The sequence below is a fragment of the Cryobacterium sp. Y50 genome, assembly GCF_002929805.1.
GTDB lineage: Bacteria > Actinomycetota > Actinomycetes > Actinomycetales > Microbacteriaceae > Cryobacterium.
Genome location: NZ_PJJM01000079.1, coordinates 1 through 16,525, shown reverse-complemented (window position 1 = coordinate 16,525; position 16,525 = coordinate 1). Strand labels below are relative to the sequence as shown.

Here is a 16,525-nt window from a genome sequence, read left to right as displayed (position 1 = left end):
GGCTCCACGTAGATGTTGTGTTCTCGAATCAAGCAGATTCATCGGGCCCGGGCCCGCACGCTAAGAATCGTTACGCCCCCGCCTCGGAGTGTCGGTGCGCGCAGTTAAGCTGTGCGCATGAGCACTGTGCGAACTACTGTCGCTGAAACCTCCATCGCTGCGGCGCGCCCGGCTCGATCCCAAGCGCTGCTGGATGCCGTCACTTCCAGCGTCGTCATCGCCGACGGCGCCATGGGCACCATGCTGCAGGAGCACAACCCCACCCTCGACGACTACCAGCAGCTCGAGGGCTGCAACGAGATCCTCAACGTGAGCCGGCCCGACATCATCGCGGCCATTCACGACGTCTACCTCGAAACCGGCATCGACGCCATCGAGACCAACACCTTCGGTGCGAACTGGTCGAACCTCTCGGACTACGGAATCGAAGATCGCATCGAAGAGCTCGCTCGGCTCGGCGCCGAGATCGCCCGCGCCAGCGTTGAAGCTTTCGAAGCGCGGGACGGCCGGGTGCGCTGGGTCCTCGGCTCGATGGGCCCCGGCACCAAGCTGCCCAGCCTTGGCCACACCACCTATGCCAACCTCAAGGCTACCTTCGCCGAGCAGGCGCTTGGCCTGATCAGTGGTGGCGCTGACGCCTTCCTCATCGAGACCTCGCAGGACCTGCTGCAGACCAAGAGCGCGGTGAACGGATGCAAGCAGGCCATTAGCGAGACCGGCATCCGCTTGCCGATTTTCGTCGAGGTGACGGTGGAGACCACCGGAACCATGCTGATGGGCAGCGAGATCGGCGCCGCGCTGACCGCGCTCGAGCCACTCGGCATCGACGCTATCGGCTTGAACTGTGCGACCGGGCCGACCGAGATGAGCGAGCACCTGCGTCACCTCTCGAAGTTTTCGCGCGTGCCCGTCATCTGTATGCCCAACGCGGGCCTGCCCCAACTGACGAAGACCGGCGCGAGCTATCCGCTGACGCCCGACCAGCTGGCCATGGCGCACGAACAGTTCGTGAAAGAGTTCGGGCTGGGCCTGGTCGGCGGATGCTGCGGCACGACCCCCGCACACATGACCGCGGTGGTCGAACGGTTGCGTGGTGTCACGGTGAAACCCCGCACCCTCGAACAAGACCCGGGTGTCGCAAGTCTGTACCAGCACGTCAGTTTCGACCAAGACAGCGCCTTTCTCGCCATCGGGGAACGCACCAACGCCAACGGCTCCCGGGCTTTTCGCGATGCCATGCTCGCTGAAAACTGGGGCGACTGCGTCGATATCGCGCGCAGCCAGGTGCGTGACGGCGCCCACCTGCTTGACGTCTGCATCGACTATGTAGGCCGTGACGGCGTCGCCGATATGAAGCAGGTGGTCTCCCGACTGGCCAGCGCTTCGACCCTGCCGCTCGTCGTCGACTCCACCGAGCCCGCCGTGTTGCAAGCCGGCATGGAACTGATTGGCGGCCGGCCGGTCGTGAACTCGGTCAACTTCGAAGACGGAGAGGGACCCACGTCACGGTTTGGCCGAATCATGCCGCTCGTCAAGGAGCACGGCGCCGCCGTGATCGCCCTCACCATCGACGAAGAGGGCCAGGCCCGCACCGCCGAACACAAGGTGCGCATCGCCACCCGCCTGGTCGACACCCTCGTGAACGTGTGGGGTATGCGGGTCGAAGACATCATCGTCGACGCGTTGACCTTTCCCATCGCGACCGGCCAGGAAGAAACCCGCCGCGACGGCATCGAGACCATCGACGCTATTCGGCAGATCAAGGCCAAGTATCCCGGCATCCACACCACACTCGGCGTCTCGAACGTGTCGTTCGGGCTCAACCCCGCCGCCCGTTCGGTGCTGAACTCGGTCTTTCTGCACGAAGCCACGGAGGCCGGCCTTGACTCGGCCATCGTCAACTCGGCCAAGATCGTGCCGCTCGCCTCGGTGCCCGCCGACCGCCGCAAGGTTGCCCTTGACCTGGTCTGGGACCGCCGCGAATACGACGCCGAGGGAACCCTCACCTACGATCCGTTGGTGGCCCTGCTCGACCTGTTCGCCGGCGTCGACTCCGCCGCCCTGAAAGACGAGCGCGCCGCCGAACTCGCCGCCCTTCCGGTGGGCGAACGCCTGGAACGACGCATCATCGACGGTGAGGCCAAGGGTCTCGAGGCTGACCTCGACCTTGCTCGAGCCGGGGGATTGAGTGCCCTCGATATCGTCAACGTGCACCTGCTCGTTGGCATGCAGGTCGTCGGTGCCCGCTTCGGCAGTGGCGAGATGCAACTGCCGTTCGTGCTGCAATCCGCCGAGGTGATGAAGGCCGCCGTCGCCCTGCTTGAGCCGCACATGGAGAAATCCGAAGCGGCCGGCAAGGGCACGATCGTGCTCGGCACCGTGCGCGGCGACGTGCATGACATCGGTAAGAACCTCGTCGATATCATCCTGACCAACAACGGTTACGACGTGATCAATATCGGTATCAAGCAACCGATCAACGAGTTCATTCGTGTTGCCGAGGAGAACAACGCCGATGTCATCGGCATGAGCGGACTGCTTGTGAAGTCGACCGTGGTTATGAAAGAGAACCTGCTCGAACTCGAGTCGCGCGGACTCGCCGGTAAATGGCCCGTTCTGCTCGGCGGGGCCGCCCTCACCCGCTCGTACGTCGAGGACGACCTCGATAGCGTCTTCGCCGGGCAGGTGCGTTACGCCCGTGACGCTTTCGAGGGCCTAGCCCTGATGGAACCGCTCGTGGCCATCGCCCGCGGCGCCGACCCTCTTTCGGTGGGTCTGCCGGCGCTCAAGAAGCGCATTCACAAGAAAAGCCTGCTCACCCTCACCGAGCCGGAGGAGATGCCCGGGCGTTCCCAGGTCGCTGCCGACAACCCGATTCCGGTGCCGCCGTTCTGGGGCACCCGCATCGTCAAGGGCGTTGCCCTCGCCGACTTCTCCGCGTTTCTGGACGAACGCGCTACATTCATGGGGCAGTGGGGGCTCAAGCCGAGCCGCGCCGAAGACGGCGCCAGCTACCAGGAACTCGTCGACACCGTCGGGCGTCCCCGTTTGCGTTACTGGCTTGACCGTATCCTGGGCGAGGGAATGCTCGATGCCTCGGTGGCCTACGGCTACTTCCCCGTCGTTGCCGAGGGCGACGACATGGTCGTGCTGCACCACGGCGACGACCCCACTGGTTTGGTCGGCCGGGCCGGTCTGCTCGCTCCCGACGGCGGTTCCGGCGGCGAGCTCGGCACCGACCGGTTGCGGTTCAGCTTTCCTCGGCAGCGCCGCGACAAGCACCTGTGCCTGGCCGACTTCGTGCGCGGACGCGCGACCGGGCAAACGGATGTCGTCGCCCTCCAGCTTGTCACCGCCGGGGCCCACGTCGACGAGGTCACGGCCAAAATGTTCGCTGAGAACCAGTACCGCGACTACATGGAACTCAACGGGCTGACCATGCAACTGACCGAGGCGCTTGCTGAGTACTGGCACTCGCGCATCCGCTCGGAATTCGGTGTGGGCGGCGAAGACCCGAGCGACATCGCCGGCATGTTCAAGCTGGAGTATCGCGGAGCCCGCTTCTCGCTCGGCTATCCGGCCTGCCCCGAGATGGAGGACCGACGCAAGGTGGTCGAACTTCTCAAGCCGGAGCGGATGGGGGTGGTTCTGTCGGAGGAACTCCAACTGCACCCCGAACAGTCGACCGACGCGTTCGTGTTTCACCACCCCGAGGCGAAGTACTTCTCGGTTTAGGTGAGCGGCGGTGGGTTGAACGGCGCGGTAGCTGTTGCCCTAGATTGCTTGACTACGAGGGCATTCTTGAAGAGTAGCGCCTTGGTTGTTGGCAACTCTAAGCACCCGGTCATGCATTCTGGGGTCAAGCTACCGTTTAGCGGTTGGATGTTCGAGCTGTCCTGCGCCAACCGATAGCGATACTCCAGCTTGCGAATCCGACAATCGTAAAACCAGCGATCAGTGCCAGGCTTCGCGGCATGTCAGTGCTTGCACTGTACTCGGTGGCAGCCAGAATCAATTCCGGGTTGATCAGTTCGCCCCTCCCGAGGAGGGTGGTCATCAGGCTCATGAACAGGATGGCCAGGGTGGTATTCACGATCGCCATGGCTGTGGTCCAGTGCCCGGCAATAAAGATCTTGATCGATAGCGCCGCCCGCGCTGCTATCAAGACGTACAGTCCGCTGATCGACCAGGGCCACAGAGCCGGGTTGAGGATCGCTATCGGTTCGGCGTCCAAGCGTGCCGAGCCTTCGAGGCTATCCCAGAGCACCGCCACTGCCACGAGGGTGAGGACAGTGAGTGAGGCAATGAAGTCTCCATGGTTCACGTGACTACTTCGCTGCTCCGGAGGTGATCCACGTTCCAGTGAGCTGCGGTGGTGATACCAATGCGCTCGAGGACGGCGAAGACGAGGGTTACCCAGAAGGCGACAGGCACGCCGACGGAAAGCCCAGCGGGGATCCCGGTGGCGATGATCTCGCCGATGGAATCATTCGAGAATGATTCCACAAGAGCGGCGCCGATGAAGGTGATTAGTGGAAGGGTAGTGAGAAGAATCCTGAGTAGCCGCGCCCAAGTGAGGTAGTGCCGGGGGCCGATCAGGTGCAGCGGGCGGTCGCCGTAGCCAGCGGCGAGGAGCGCGGGGTCGCCGAGCTCGGTCAACACCGCGCGTTCGGCATCCGCTCGCTGCACGCCTTGTTCGATTCGAGCGTCGAGGGCGTCCGCATTAGACGCTTCGAGTTCAGCCCGCACGTCACCTTCCGCTGCTGCGCCGAGGTTTTTAGTCGTCGCGGTGATGTAGCGCTGGGTGAGTGTGGCGGTCATCTCAGGTCTCCGTTTCGGTAAGGGACGCGAGCGCGGTGGTTAGCGAATGCTATTTGGCGGTGAGGGTCGTGGCGAGACGGATGCCAGCGGACGAAGTGCAGTAGAACTTCCGCGGCCGGGCCTCTTCGGTATTCCATTCGCTGGTCAGATACCCTAGTTTTTCCAGCAGCTTGTAGCCGTATCCAGCTGTCTAGAGAAGCTGTAGACAGGCGAGCACCACGGTTCCACGGCGCACCTCCTGCAAATGGGTGTCGAGAGTATCGGCATCGTTCATGCTGCTCACGTTGCTGTGTGCCACACACTATTGTCAAAGGCGCTGTATTTCGGTGGTGCGATGTTACGTGAGACGTCGGCAGTTGGATGCATCGGCTCTCGACCACAGGGCGTTGTTATTTCATAAGCTCGATTGTTCTAGTAACGTTACTAACATGTTGTTCGTGGTGGATGCATCTTCGTCGGTATCGCTGGCGGAGCAGATTGCCGTGCAGGTGCGTTCCGGGGTAGTGAGCGGTGACCTGAGGCCGGGGGACCGGCTGCCTCCGGCACGTGATCTGGCGAAGTCCTTGCGAGTGAACATGCACACGGTGTTGCGCGCATATGCGGAGCTCCGAAACGACGAGGTGATTGAGATGCGTCAGGGGCGCGGGGCGTTCGTGCGCAAGGATGCTGGCGCCGGGCTTATTCACGTGACTGAGCTGGCGGCTCAGTTGATGCACGAGGCGCGAAAGCTGGGGTTGACCCAGTCAGACATTTTGCGATTGATCCAGAGGGGTGGAATGGCATGAGTGACAAGACCGTGAGTGCCGAGATGGTTCGGAGGGTGCTGGCCGGGGCATCGTTGTGCGTACCGGTGTTGGTGGTGATCATCTCGTGGTGGGTCTGGCGAGATAGCCTTCCCGCTGAGCTCGCCTCACATTGGTCGGGTGCGGGGCCGGCCGACGACGTAATGGCTGTGGGAGCACTGCTCACTCTTAACCTGGGAATGACGGGCGTGCCAGCCGTAGCCGGGGTTGCGATAAGTTTCTGGCCCGGGATCAGCGCGCGGGCCAGGCGAGGTGCCTATTTCTTTCTGGGAGTGTTCGGCGGGATGGGTGCCGCCACGTGGTTGATCTCCGCTGGCCTGACGATGCAGGTCGGCGACCCGTATGAAGTTGTTCTCGGAGCATGGGTTATCGTGTCATTCGTCGCCGCTGGCTACGGAATCATCCCGTTCCTTATCGCACCAAGGTCCCGGCTGGAGGCGACGGACGTCGAGAGGCGAATCGAATTCGCGCCCAGTGCCATTGGTGCCTGGTCCCAAACAATCAGGGGAAACATGTTCCTTTGGGTGGCGATTGGACTGATCGTTCTCGGGTCCGTGATCTATGGACCAGCGGTCGTTGCCGGGCGGGCTTCGGACCAAATCTTTGGCATAGCCGTGATGACTGTCGCCATTGTCTTAGTTGCGTCGTTCGTTCGGCTGCGCGTGACCGCAGATTGGCGCGGTCTGCGGGTGGTTTCGGCGATATTTCGGATTCCGTTGAAACGCATCCGTTTAGATGCCATTGATGCTGTCGAGGCCGCCGAACTTCGACCCACCGAGTGGGGCGGGTGGGGGTATCGAATTATGCCCGGTCGATCCGCTGTCATTCTGAGGAAGGGGCCCGGGCTGATTGTGACGACGCGAAACGAGAAGCAGTTCGCGATCAGTCTCGACGATCCCGAAACGCCGGCAGCCCTGCTGGCAACACTTCGAGACGGAAATGCTGGAGCGCCGAAGATGGAGAGGGGAAGCAAGCCATGATGAGATTGCACGGCCTTGAAGCATCCGTCAGACGTGCGAGGCTCGAGTTCAGGCACGTGAATAGGTTCGGCTCTGTCGCCGGTTCGCCGGTACTTCTCTTGCACAGCGGCGGGGTCGCGTGGTGCAGGTAAACCTCACTGCACTGGATCACGGCGTACACCGGCGCAAGCGCCAGCGAGCCGAGGAAGGCCGGGCCGGTCGGTGTGGCATCGTCGAGGTTCATCGCGACGAGTATCCACAACGGTTGCGTATTCGAGACCTCGGTATCGGACCGTTACACGTTTAGAGGGTTCGGCAAGGGTATCCATCTTGCGGACGTTCGTTCGTTTCTCCTCCCGGAAGGGACAGCGGCCGCCCGGTCAACGACGTGGAGAAATCTTCGTTCGCCGCAGAGCCGCGAGCACGGCCGGGCCGACCAAAGCGACGCCGACGACTGTCGTAACGGCACGCACGGTGTCCCAGGTGAGGGTTGAGGTGATAAGTGAGTAGAGCGCGAACGAGGCCAGGTTCTGGCCGGGGTCGGCGGCGGCTTCATAGGAGATGTCGGTGCCACTGCCCACCGCGAATGGCCAAAACCAGAGGTTCATCAGGAGCCCAAACAGATAAGACGCAACCACGCCGTAGGCGGCCAGGAGGGCGATTTCCGAGCGGATGCGGCACCGCTGAGAGCCGGAAGCGTGCCAGCGGGGAAGCAGCCCGGCACCGGCACCGACCCACCCGCAAGCGAACATCTGGAACGGGGTCCACGGGCCGAAGCCACCCCAGAGCACCGACGACACTGCAATGGTGAGCAAGCCGAGCAAAAAACCAAAGCGTGCACCGAAGACACGCCCGGCCAGGATGAGCAGCACGAAGACGGCCTCGACCCCGCCGACTCCGGCACCAGCAATGCGCACGGCGGCGCCGACGGCAGAGAGTACGCCGAGCAGGGCGACGGTCTTGGCCATGTACATTTCGCGGTCCAGGGTGAGCGCGAGGGCCACGATAAGGGCCGGAATGAGCGCGAAGGCGATGATTGGAACGGCGACCTGCGCGTCGGCCGGCACCGCCCCGACGAAGAACGGCCACGCGAAGGCGGCCGCGGCGAGCACGCTGCCGCCACCGAGAATCCACGACGTCCAGCGGATGCCGCGGCGCGGTTGCGCACGATCCGCACGTTCGCGCAGACGATCGCTAAGAGCGAGCACGCTCGAGTCTTTTGTATCTGGGGTGCCAATGACGTCATCGCGGGGCCTGCTCTGCTCGGTCACAGGCGCACCGTGATCGGGGCAGACAGCCGGCCGGCCTCCATGCAAAGCGTTCGCGTGGCGAGGCCGAGCGCGAAGTCGTCGTCGTGGGTGGCGAAGATGACCGCGGCACTGTGGCTGGCGGCCGTCAGCAGCGCCGCACCCACGAGGGTGCGCGCCTGAAGGTCGAGACCACGGGTCGGTTCGTCGACGAGCAGCAGAGCCGGTCGGGCGCCAAGCTGGATAGCCATCACGAGGCAAAGGCGTTCGCCGGCGGACAGGTCGCGCGGGTGACTCTGCAGCAGGGGTGCGGCATCCGCTGTGACGTCGAAACCCAGCAAATGCGCGAAGGTTTGCGCGGTGCTGACCCCCGTCAAGCCGCGATCGGCCCGGCGACACTCCTCCCCGACGGTGATGGCAAATAAGAGGTCGTCGAAGTTCTCGGGCACGAGCGCCACTGCCTGCCGTCGGGTGCGCCGCTTGAGCGAATGGACGTCGCTCCCGGAGACGATGACAGTATCGGCCGTCGTCGGCAGCGCGATCGTCCGCAGCAGGCTGCTCTTGCCGGCGCCGTTGCTGCCGCGCAGCGCGATCAGCTCGCCGGGCTGCACCTCGAACGACACGTCGTCCACGACCAGATTGGTTCGATGCAGAACACTCAACCGACGGATGCTCGCGAGCGGCACCGCAGGGCGCAGGGCGGTTGAGACCGGTGCCGGGACACGAAAACTGTTCGCTAAGTCGGTGCCCGGGAGCTCGGCGGCGGAAAGCTGGTGCAGTCGGCTGCTTCGAATCTGGAGCCAGGCATCCGCTACCGTTACGAACTCACGCGTGTTGTGTTCGGCGATGACGACGCAGACGCCGGCCTCGTGGGCCAGCTGGCCGAGCACGGTGCAGACCCGATCCCGGGCGGCCGTGTCGAGGTCGGCGAGCGGCTCGTCGACGAGCAACAGAAGGGGATGGTTTACAAGGGCGGCGGCGATCGCGACGAGGCTGGCCTCACCGGCCGAGAGCTGCTCGATCGGACGGTCGACCAGGCACTCGATTTTCAGGCGGGCGGCCACCTCGAGAACGCGAGCGTGCACGATCGGCGCGGCGACATTGCGCACGGCCAGGGCGAAGCCGATCTCGTCGTGTACTGTTTCGGCAGCGAAGCTGAGGCGCACGTTCTGCGCGACGAGCCCGACGAATCCGGCGGTGGCGCGCGGCGGAGTCGAGGCCCGGTCGGCGCCGACAATGTCGATGCGTCCCTGCTGGGTACCGTCGTAAAAGTGCTGGAACAGACCGCTCATGCTGTGCAGCAGGCTGCTTTTACCCGACCCGGTCGCGCCGACGATCACGGTGAGGGTAGCTGGCTTGAGGGTGACGTTGAGCTCGTCCAGATGCCAGCGCGTCTTGTCAGGCGCAGCGCCAAAGTTCAAACCGGCATCCCGGAGCACCACCGGTGCCTCGCACACGCCGGTCACGACGCGGGTGGCCGCGAAACCGCGGGTTTCCATCGACGCGGCCAGCGCGAGCGCACGCTCGATCGTCTGCTCGAAAATGGGCACGAGCAGCGACGCGATCGACCGTTCTCCGCGCAGGGAGCGGGCGACCCGCACCCGGCGCACCGACTCCAGCAGTGCCGGAAAGGTCGCCCAGGCGATCACGAGCGAACGGGAGATGGCGCGCAGCGGCCCGCGACCGGCACCGCGTGCGAACAGGGCCTGCACGTTGATGACCGCGTTGAGCAGGCCGAAGAACACGATGACGGCGGCGACCGGCAGTGCGCTTTGCGCCGCGTTTCCGAGCCCGAGTAGGGTGACCGGGCCGAACAGGGTGATGTGGCTGAACGGCCCGTCGAGCCGGAGTCTTGGAAGATCCAGCAACAGCAGCGGACCGGTGCCGGATCCGCCAAACACCACGCGGTAGACGACCCGCAGCAGCACGAAGCCCACAGCGAGTACGACTGCCGCGCGCAGCGGAGCCAGGCGCAGGCGAAACACTTAGCTGCCGGGCGTGGGTGTTTCGGTGCCGGTCGTGTAGACGAGGCCCACTGACTGGCCGGGCTCGACCTCGAGCGTGCCGAGGCCCTCCTGCGCGTACTCCCAGTCGGCGTCGGGGGTGGCTTTCACCCAGAGCGCCCAGTACGCGTACGCGGGTGGCATCGAAGCGCAGGTTTCGGTGAACGATTTCTGGCCATCGACCACAACGGTTTCGTCGGCGGCCGGGCGCTCGTTGACGCGGCAGACGATCTGGTCGCCGTATTCCACGCTTCCCTCGGTTGTGACACCGGAAATCGCAAGGGTCTCGCTCGCGGCAATCGCCTGGGTCGCGTCGACGCACTCGGTGACCGAGTCGGCGACGAGGGTGCCGAAGTCGACGACGACGTTGACGCCGGTGCAATCGACGGCCGCAGCATCCGCTCCAGCGGTGGCGGTGGCGCCAGCGGATGCCGGCGAGCCGGTCCCGGAATCGGTGGTGGCGCATCCGCTCAACGCGGCGAGCAGAACGAGCGCGCCCAGTATGGCCGAGGTGCGTGCTGCCGGGGTGCGGGAGAAAATGGGCGCAGTGAAAATTGGCGCAGTGAGGTTCATGAATTCAGAGTACCTAGCGTTTAGAGGATGCCGGCGACTCGGTCGAGCCCCCCGCGGAGGTCGAGCAGAAGGTCATCGAGCGCTTCGATGCCGACCGACAGGCGCAGCATTCCGGCGGTGATGCCGAGGCGGGCGTTGAGATCGGGGGCAAACGAGGCGTGGGTGGTGGTGAGCGGGTGCAGCACCATCGAGCGGGTGTCGCCGATTCCGGTCATGCGGCTGAACACGCGCAGGCCGTTGGTGAAAGCGCGGGCACCCTCCGTGCCGCCCTTGACGGTGACGGCGAACACCGAGCCGGTACGGCCGTTGTAGTACTTCTGTGCGATCTGGTGCAGCGGGCTGCTCGGCAGGCCGGCGTAGTCGACGACCTCGACCTCGGGCTGTTCTTCGAGCCAGTGCGCGATGGCGATGGAGTTGTCAACGTGACGTTCCATACGCAGCGACAGGGTCTCGATGCCCTGGTGCAGCAGAAATCCGTTGAACGGTGAGAGCGACGGACCGACGTCGTTGACGACGGCCTCGCGCACGTACTGGGCGTAGGCGGCCGGGCCGAACTGTTCGAGCAGCGAGGGCAAGCCTGGACGCAGCGAGTCGGTCAGCAGCGGGTAGCGGCGGGAACTCGCCGCCCAGTCGAAGGTGCCGCCGTCAACGATCGCGCCCGACACCCCGGCGCCGTGGCCGCTGAGAAACTTGGTGGTCGAGTGCACGACGATATCGGCGCCGTGCTCGAACGGGCGAATGAGGTACGGCGTGGCGACGGTGTTGTCGACGACGAGCGGAATACCGTGGCGGCGGGCGACGGCGGCAACGCGGGCAATGTCGACGACGTCGTTGCGCGGGTTAGGAATGGTTTCAGTAAAGATCGCCTTGGTTTCCGGCCGAATCACGGCGTCCCAGGCTTCGTCGGAGTCGGTGTCCCAGACGTAGTCGACTTCAATGCCCATGCGGCGAAAGCTTCGGCCGAGCAGAATTCGAGTGCCGCCGTAGATGCTCGCGGTCGAGACGATGTGCTCACCCGATTCGGCCAGGGCGAACAGGGCGGCGCTGATCGCGGCCTGCCCACTCGACACGGCGACGCAGGCGGAGCCGCCCTCCAGCGAGGCCAGTCGCTGTTCGGCGACCGCGTTGGTGGGGTTGCCCTGTCGCGAATAGATGGGCTCCCGCGACCCGCCATTGAAGCGTGCAGCCCCGTCGTCGAAGGAGTCGAAGACGTAGCCGGCGCTCAGGGTGAGCGGCGGAATGCGCGCGCCGCGGTTTTCGTCGGCGTATTCGCCGACGTGCACCTGGCGGGTGTCGAAGCTGAAGCCGTCCCAGTCGGTGATCGGCGCGACGACTGCGGCAGCGTCAGAGTTCAGCGGCGAAGATTTGAATCTAGCGGGTGCTGGTGCTGGCGTGGCCATGGAACTTCCTGTTGCGTCGGTGTGGGTCGGGAGCGGGGCATCCGTTTGACCAGGGGTGGTCATCAGGCAGCCGCCTCGGCCGACACCCGGGCGACGAGCGCCGCGATGCGGGCAACGGCCTCGCGCAGGGTATCGGGGGAGCAGGCCAGGTTGAGGCGGGCGAAGCCCTCGCCGCCGAGCCCGAAGGACTCACCGCTGTTGAGAGCGACGCGGGCATCGACGAGAATGCGCTGGTACGGATTGTCCCCGAGACCCACGTGGCGAAGATCCATCCAGGCAAGATAGCTGGCGCGCGGCCGGTGATAGATCACGGCGGGCAGATGTTCGCAGAGCAGGGAATTCAGGAGAGCATCGTTGCTGACAATTTGGTCGATGGCATTGTCGAGCCAGTCGGTACAACCGAACGCGCTGATATTGGCGTGCAGCCCGAGAATGCTGGTGCGACAGGCGACTTCCTCTGGCAGGCGGTTGAGCAGCTCGTTGGTCGCGTCATCGGCCGCGACCATGATGGCGCACTTGAGCCCGGCGATGTTCCAGCCTTTGCTCGCCGAGGTCACGGTCACGGCGCGCGCACCGGCGGTCACGGCCAGCGGGGCGAACGGGGTGAAGGTGGCGCCGGGGTAGGTGAGCGGGGCGTGGATCTCGTCGGAAATCACGAAGACGTCATAGCGGGCCGCGAGCTGGGCGAGCTTCTCGAGTGCGGCCCGCGCCCAGACGATGCCGTGCGGGTTGTGTGGGTTGCACAGGAGGAAGGCATCGATGCCGGAAGCAAAACTGTGCTCCAGCGCCGCGAAGTCGAACAACCAGGTGCCACCGTGCTCGATCAGGGGGGTCTCGACGACATTGCCGAGGGCCTCCTCCACAAGTTCATAGAACGGCGGGTAGACCGGCGGGGTGATCGAGACGTGGCCGCCAACCGGCACGACCAAGCGCAGGGCCTCGACGATGCCGACGCTGACATCGGTGGCAAGGTGTACATGGCTCGCGTCGACGTTCCAACCCCAGCGATTCAGGGCGAACGCGGCGAAGGCCGGAGCAAGCGGTCCCGGGCCGTCGAGGTAGCCGGTGTCGGAGGCCTGCACGCGCTCCACCAGAGTCGCGACAATCTCCGGTGCCAGGGGGTAATCCATCTCGGCAACAAACAAGGGAAGTACGTCGGCAGGAAACCGAGTCCACTTGATGCTACTGCGCTCGCGCCGGATATGCTCCAGCGGTGCTACCTCGATGACTGACATGACCACAGCATGTTCCTGCCGCCCCGAATAAGCGAACAGGTACGTAAACATTCGACACATGAGCGGATGCCGGCGGTAGCCGGTCGCAGCGGTCAAGGGTGTTATCACCCTCCTGAGGAACGCTTTGTAGACCTCCGAACTCCTGCTACGGCAGCACGACGCTCACGAGAAGCGCCCGCAAGTCCAACTTCGATGTGCCGGTATAGACGAGGACGCTAATGCTCATGTTGGATCCAATTATGGTCACGTCCCATTGAGTGATGTTGTTCCCGAGCTTGAGTGTTGCTTCGTGAACGTGAGGAGCGACGGTACGACGGTCAGTGAATACTGACTAAAGCAACTCACAAAGGGGACCTCTCGGAGGTCGAACTGAGCTGGCGCGGATATCTCGGACAGTGGGGTCGGTCACAACCATTTGAGAATCCAAATGGAATTACTTGAAAATTCCTTAGCATCCGGGGGTGGGTGAACGAAGATTGTATGGTCAGGTCAGGTCAGGTCAGGTCAGGTCAGGATGGGCTCGGCGGGGTTTCGGATCTCAAGATCAGAGGGCGTGTTGAAAGAGGTGTCCCATGCGATCACGTTTGGTGCGCAGATACGCGGAGTTGGCCGGATGTGCACCCGCTGTAAGTGGTACGCGCTCGAGGACGGTGATCCCGTGCCCGGTGAGCTGGTCGACCTTGTCGGGATTGTTGGTGAGGAGACGCACGGCGTGAAGTCGGAGGTTGTGAAGGATAGCAGCCGCGGCAGAGTAGTCACGGCCGTCCGCGGGGAGGCCGAGCGCGAGGTTCGCATCGAGCGTGTCTAAGCCGGCTTCTTGCAGTCGGTAGGCCCTGAGTTTGTTGATAAGTCCGATGCCGCGGCCCTCGTGGCCGCGCATGTAGATCACGACGCCGCCGTATTGATTGATTGTGTTGAGGGCGGAGTCAAGTTGTGGGCCGCATTCACATTTCTGAGATTCGAATACCTCACCGGTCAGACATTCTGAGTGCACGCGAACGAGGCAGCCGTCGGTTGGTGTGCCAGACACGACGGCGAGATGTTCGCTTCCCGTGACAAGGTCGCGGTAGGCGCGGAACTGGAAAGTGCCGTGCTTGGTCGGAACGGTCGTTTCAACTTCAAATGTGACGCCGGATATCGCGATCGTACGGACAGTGCTAGTACTGTCTCCTCCCTTCGAGAGTGCGGCGATGGGTGCCCCGGAGGGGCTGGTACTGAAACATGTTTCAGCCATGATTACAGCGATTCCAGGGGTACATCGGCATCCGCAAGCTTGGCGCGATCGACTTGGTTGCCACGTCGAATGATGCCTTGCACGGCTTCGTTGACATCCCAGACATTCACGTTCATGCCAGCAACAACTTTCCCATCCGCCACCCAGAAGGCGATGAATTCGCGACCAGCCCGGTCGCCTCGATACACCACCTCAGCTCCCCGGGTCAGGGGGCCGAATCCGGAGTACTCCATTCCGACGTCGAACTGGTCGGTGTAGAAGTACGGGACGTCGTCGAAGGACACCTTTTGGCCGAGCATCGACCGCGCCGCAGCCTTCCCGCCATTCAAAGCATTGGCCCAGTGTTCGCTGCGCAGTCGCAACTTCGCCAGAGGATGGTAGGCATTGGCAACGTCACCCGCCGCGTAGATTGCTGGGTCGCTCGTGCGAAGCGACGCATCAACTGAGATGCCATTATCGATCGTGAGCCCCGCTGAATCGGCCAGCGCAACATTGGGCGTGGCACCAATGCCGACCAAGACGAGGTCCGCGGGAATGACCTCTCCGCTTTCGAGTTGCACAGCGCTAGCGCGCCCGTCCTGTCCGAGAACGCTTTCAACGGACACCGAGCGCCGCAGGATGACGCCGTTTTGTTCGTGGAGATCGGCGAACATCTGGCCGAGCTCGTCGCCGAGCGCATTCGCCAGCGGGATTGGGTCGCGTTCGAGAATCGTCACGTCATTTCCTAGGGTGCGTGCCGTCGCAGCCACCTCCATGCCAATCCAGCCCGAGCCGATTAGGACGAGACGCAAACTTCCGCCTGCAAGTAGAGGACGCAGGATGTCGGAGTCTTCCAGGGTACGCAGGTAGTGCACTCCTTCGAGGTCTGCCCCAGGAATCGACAGGCGGCGAGGAGACGAGCCAGTGGTGAGTAGCAACTTTCCGTATGCAAAGGCCTCACCGGCGTCAGTATGAATGAGCTGGTGAGCAGCATCAACGCTGGCGACAGAAGTGCTGAGGAACAACTCAACCTTATGCTCCGCGTACCAATCCTTGGGATCAACGTATACAGAGTCGCGGTCGCTGGATCCGCTGAGGTAATCCTTCGAAAGGGGCGGTCGGATATAGGGCCGGTGCGCCTCGGCGCCGATCAGTTGGATCGGCCCGGTGAAGCCCTCTTCTCGCAGCGCCCTGGCAGCGGACGCACCAGCGAGCCCCGCTCCGACGATGACATAACTCTCAGAATCCGGCATGGTTCCTCTTTACTAGTGTCCTGGCGAGCTTCGTAGCCCAACTTTAGGAGCCATTCGTTTCTTTTGTCAAGATACTTTGTTTTAGAGTTACGATTATCACTATGAACGAACAATCACGGCCGGATGACATCTCCGCTATCGCGTCGCTCAGCGACCCGTTACGCCGAACTTTGTTCGATCTCGTCTCTCAAAGTGCCACGCCGATGGGCCGTGATGAGGCGGCCGAGGCGCTCGGTATTCCGCGCGGGACGGTGGCGTTTCACTTGGAGAGACTTGCTCGATGCGGGCTGTTGGACACCGAATTTCAGCGCCGCACGGGCCGAACTGGTCCTGGCGCTGGACGGCCGGCCAAGCTGTACCGGCGTGCGACCAACGAAATCGTCGTGTCCGTTCCGGGCCGACACTACGCTCTGGCCGCAGAGCTGTTGGTCTCTGCCATTGAGCAATCCAATCGCACAGGGAAGCCCGCCCAGGAGTCGCTCACTCGGGTGTGTGTGGAACACGGTCGAACGTTGGGCATGAGTGCCGGCTCATTGGACGTGGTGCTGCAGTCAACCGGATATGAACCTCAGGACGATGGTGACGGCGGACTGCTTCTTCACAACTGCCCGTTCCACCAGCTTACAAAGAGTCACACCGAGACCATCTGCGCGGCCAACCTAGCCCTACTGGTTGGGGTCGCGGAAGGTGCTGGTGAGCGCGCACGCAAGGTCCAATTTGCGCCGAGAGACGGATACTGTTGCGTACGTATCGCCCGGAATGCCGAGTAGGCGGAACGCTTTGTCCTTCCCTCGGTCTATCCGGTCTCACCGTGGGTCGTGAGTGTCAGCACCCAACGACTCCGAGTTGTCTTGTCACCACCTCGCCCTCGAAGAGCGGTCGTGACCTCCTAGTTGTAAAGACGACTAATGTCACGGCCCCGTTCTTGTATTCGGAGGTGAAGTCTGGACGTGATTTTGCTTTGGTAAACATTTTCTTTTGCGTGCTGTCCTTTCAACGGGGTCAGTCGCCCTGCCTG

The 16,525-nt window shown here is 63.4% G+C and carries 12 protein-coding genes and 2 pseudogenes; 4 read left to right on the top strand and 10 right to left on the bottom strand.

What is annotated here, in order from left to right:
* The first annotated feature begins 117 nt into the window (after positions 1–117).
* The gene (gene metH, locus CXY73_RS06065; protein ID WP_104134628.1) at positions 118–3,735 is read left to right on the top strand and encodes a methionine synthase; all 3,618 of its coding nucleotides are present in this window, start codon (positions 118–120) and stop codon (positions 3,733–3,735) included.
* A gap of 136 nt (positions 3,736–3,871) precedes the next feature.
* On the opposite strand, the gene CXY73_RS06060 is transcribed toward metH, so the two are convergent.
* The 3 genes and pseudogenes from CXY73_RS06060 to CXY73_RS22630 all read right to left on the bottom strand — a co-directional run bounded on the left by CXY73_RS06060 (position 3,872) and on the right by CXY73_RS22630 (position 5,095).
* Complete coding sequence (locus CXY73_RS06060) at positions 3,872–4,324, bottom strand: hypothetical protein (protein ID WP_104177150.1); 453 nt, start codon at positions 4,322–4,324, stop codon at positions 3,872–3,874.
* Entirely contained in the window at positions 4,321–4,821 is a 501-nt protein-coding gene (locus tag CXY73_RS06055) for a permease prefix domain 1-containing protein (RefSeq protein WP_104177149.1), read from the bottom strand. The genes CXY73_RS06060 and CXY73_RS06055 overlap by 4 nt, the downstream gene beginning before the upstream one ends.
* Positions 4,822–4,870: 49 nt before the next feature.
* Positions 4,871–5,095 (bottom strand): annotated as a pseudogene (locus CXY73_RS22630) (hypothetical protein).
* Between the two features lie 154 nt (positions 5,096–5,249).
* Between CXY73_RS22630 and CXY73_RS06045 the strand changes: the two are divergent.
* Together CXY73_RS06045 and CXY73_RS06040 are read left to right on the top strand one after the other, a co-directional pair.
* The gene (locus CXY73_RS06045; protein WP_104134625.1) at positions 5,250–5,606 is read left to right on the top strand and encodes a GntR family transcriptional regulator; all 357 of its coding nucleotides are present in this window, start codon (positions 5,250–5,252) and stop codon (positions 5,604–5,606) included.
* The gene (locus CXY73_RS06040; RefSeq protein ID WP_104177148.1) at positions 5,603–6,604 is read left to right on the top strand and encodes a hypothetical protein; all 1,002 of its coding nucleotides are present in this window, start codon (positions 5,603–5,605) and stop codon (positions 6,602–6,604) included. The genes CXY73_RS06045 and CXY73_RS06040 overlap by 4 nt, the downstream gene beginning before the upstream one ends.
* A gap of 359 nt (positions 6,605–6,963) precedes the next feature.
* Here CXY73_RS06040 and CXY73_RS22625 read toward each other — a convergent pair whose 3' ends face one another.
* From CXY73_RS22625 to CXY73_RS06005, 7 genes and pseudogenes are all read right to left on the bottom strand, one after another.
* Entirely contained in the window at positions 6,964–7,854 is an 891-nt protein-coding gene (locus tag CXY73_RS22625; RefSeq protein ID WP_233198169.1) for an ECF transporter S component, read from the bottom strand.
* Positions 7,851–9,815 (bottom strand): ATP-binding cassette domain-containing protein, encoded by a 1,965-nt coding sequence (locus tag CXY73_RS22620; protein WP_104177146.1) that lies wholly within the window; start codon positions 9,813–9,815, stop codon positions 7,851–7,853. The genes CXY73_RS22625 and CXY73_RS22620 overlap by 4 nt, the downstream gene beginning before the upstream one ends.
* Positions 9,816–10,406, bottom strand: a complete 591-nt coding sequence (locus CXY73_RS06025) for a hypothetical protein (protein WP_104133928.1) — start codon at positions 10,404–10,406, stop codon at positions 9,816–9,818.
* A 20-nt stretch (positions 10,407–10,426) separates the two neighbouring features.
* Positions 10,427–11,869, bottom strand: a complete 1,443-nt coding sequence (locus CXY73_RS06020) for an O-acetylhomoserine aminocarboxypropyltransferase/cysteine synthase family protein (RefSeq protein ID WP_233198168.1) — start codon at positions 11,867–11,869, stop codon at positions 10,427–10,429.
* Positions 11,869–13,137, bottom strand: a complete 1,269-nt coding sequence (locus tag CXY73_RS06015; RefSeq protein WP_369831216.1) for a MalY/PatB family protein — start codon at positions 13,135–13,137, stop codon at positions 11,869–11,871. The genes CXY73_RS06020 and CXY73_RS06015 overlap by 1 nt, the downstream gene beginning before the upstream one ends.
* Before the next feature lie 448 nt (positions 13,138–13,585).
* A pseudogene (gene ribA, locus CXY73_RS06010) lies at positions 13,586–14,176 on the bottom strand (GTP cyclohydrolase II); the annotation flags it as partial.
* Positions 14,177–14,277: 101 nt separating this feature from the next.
* On the bottom strand, positions 14,278–15,507 hold the full coding sequence (locus CXY73_RS06005) for an NAD(P)/FAD-dependent oxidoreductase (protein ID WP_104177144.1): 1,230 nt from the start codon (positions 15,505–15,507) through the stop codon (positions 14,278–14,280).
* A 101-nt stretch (positions 15,508–15,608) separates the two neighbouring features.
* On the opposite strand from CXY73_RS06005, the gene CXY73_RS23490 reads away from it, so the two are divergent.
* Positions 15,609–16,277, top strand: coding sequence for a helix-turn-helix domain-containing protein (locus CXY73_RS23490; RefSeq protein ID WP_104133932.1), 669 nt, complete (start codon positions 15,609–15,611; stop codon positions 16,275–16,277).
* The last annotated feature ends 248 nt before the right edge of the window (positions 16,278–16,525 follow it).

Bases quoted from the DNA above. Each gene is read 5' to 3' on its own strand.
- metH (WP_104134628.1), top strand. From the start codon at position 118: ATGAGCACTGTGCGAACTACTGTCGCTGAAACCTCCATCGCTGCGGCG.
- CXY73_RS06055 (WP_104177149.1), bottom strand. From the start codon at position 4,821: ATGACCGCCACACTCACCCAGCGCTACATCACCGCGACGACTAAAAAC.
- CXY73_RS06045 (WP_104134625.1), top strand. From the start codon at position 5,250: ATGTTGTTCGTGGTGGATGCATCTTCGTCGGTATCGCTGGCGGAGCAG.
- CXY73_RS06040 (WP_104177148.1), top strand. From the start codon at position 5,603: ATGAGTGACAAGACCGTGAGTGCCGAGATGGTTCGGAGGGTGCTGGCC.
- CXY73_RS06025 (WP_104133928.1), bottom strand. From the start codon at position 10,406: ATGAACCTCACTGCGCCAATTTTCACTGCGCCCATTTTCTCCCGCACC.
- CXY73_RS06020 (WP_233198168.1), bottom strand. From the start codon at position 11,869: ATGACCACCCCTGGTCAAACGGATGCCCCGCTCCCGACCCACACCGAC.
- CXY73_RS06005 (WP_104177144.1), bottom strand. From the start codon at position 15,507: ATGCCGGATTCTGAGAGTTATGTCATCGTCGGAGCGGGGCTCGCTGGT.
- CXY73_RS23490 (WP_104133932.1), top strand. From the start codon at position 15,609: ATGAACGAACAATCACGGCCGGATGACATCTCCGCTATCGCGTCGCTC.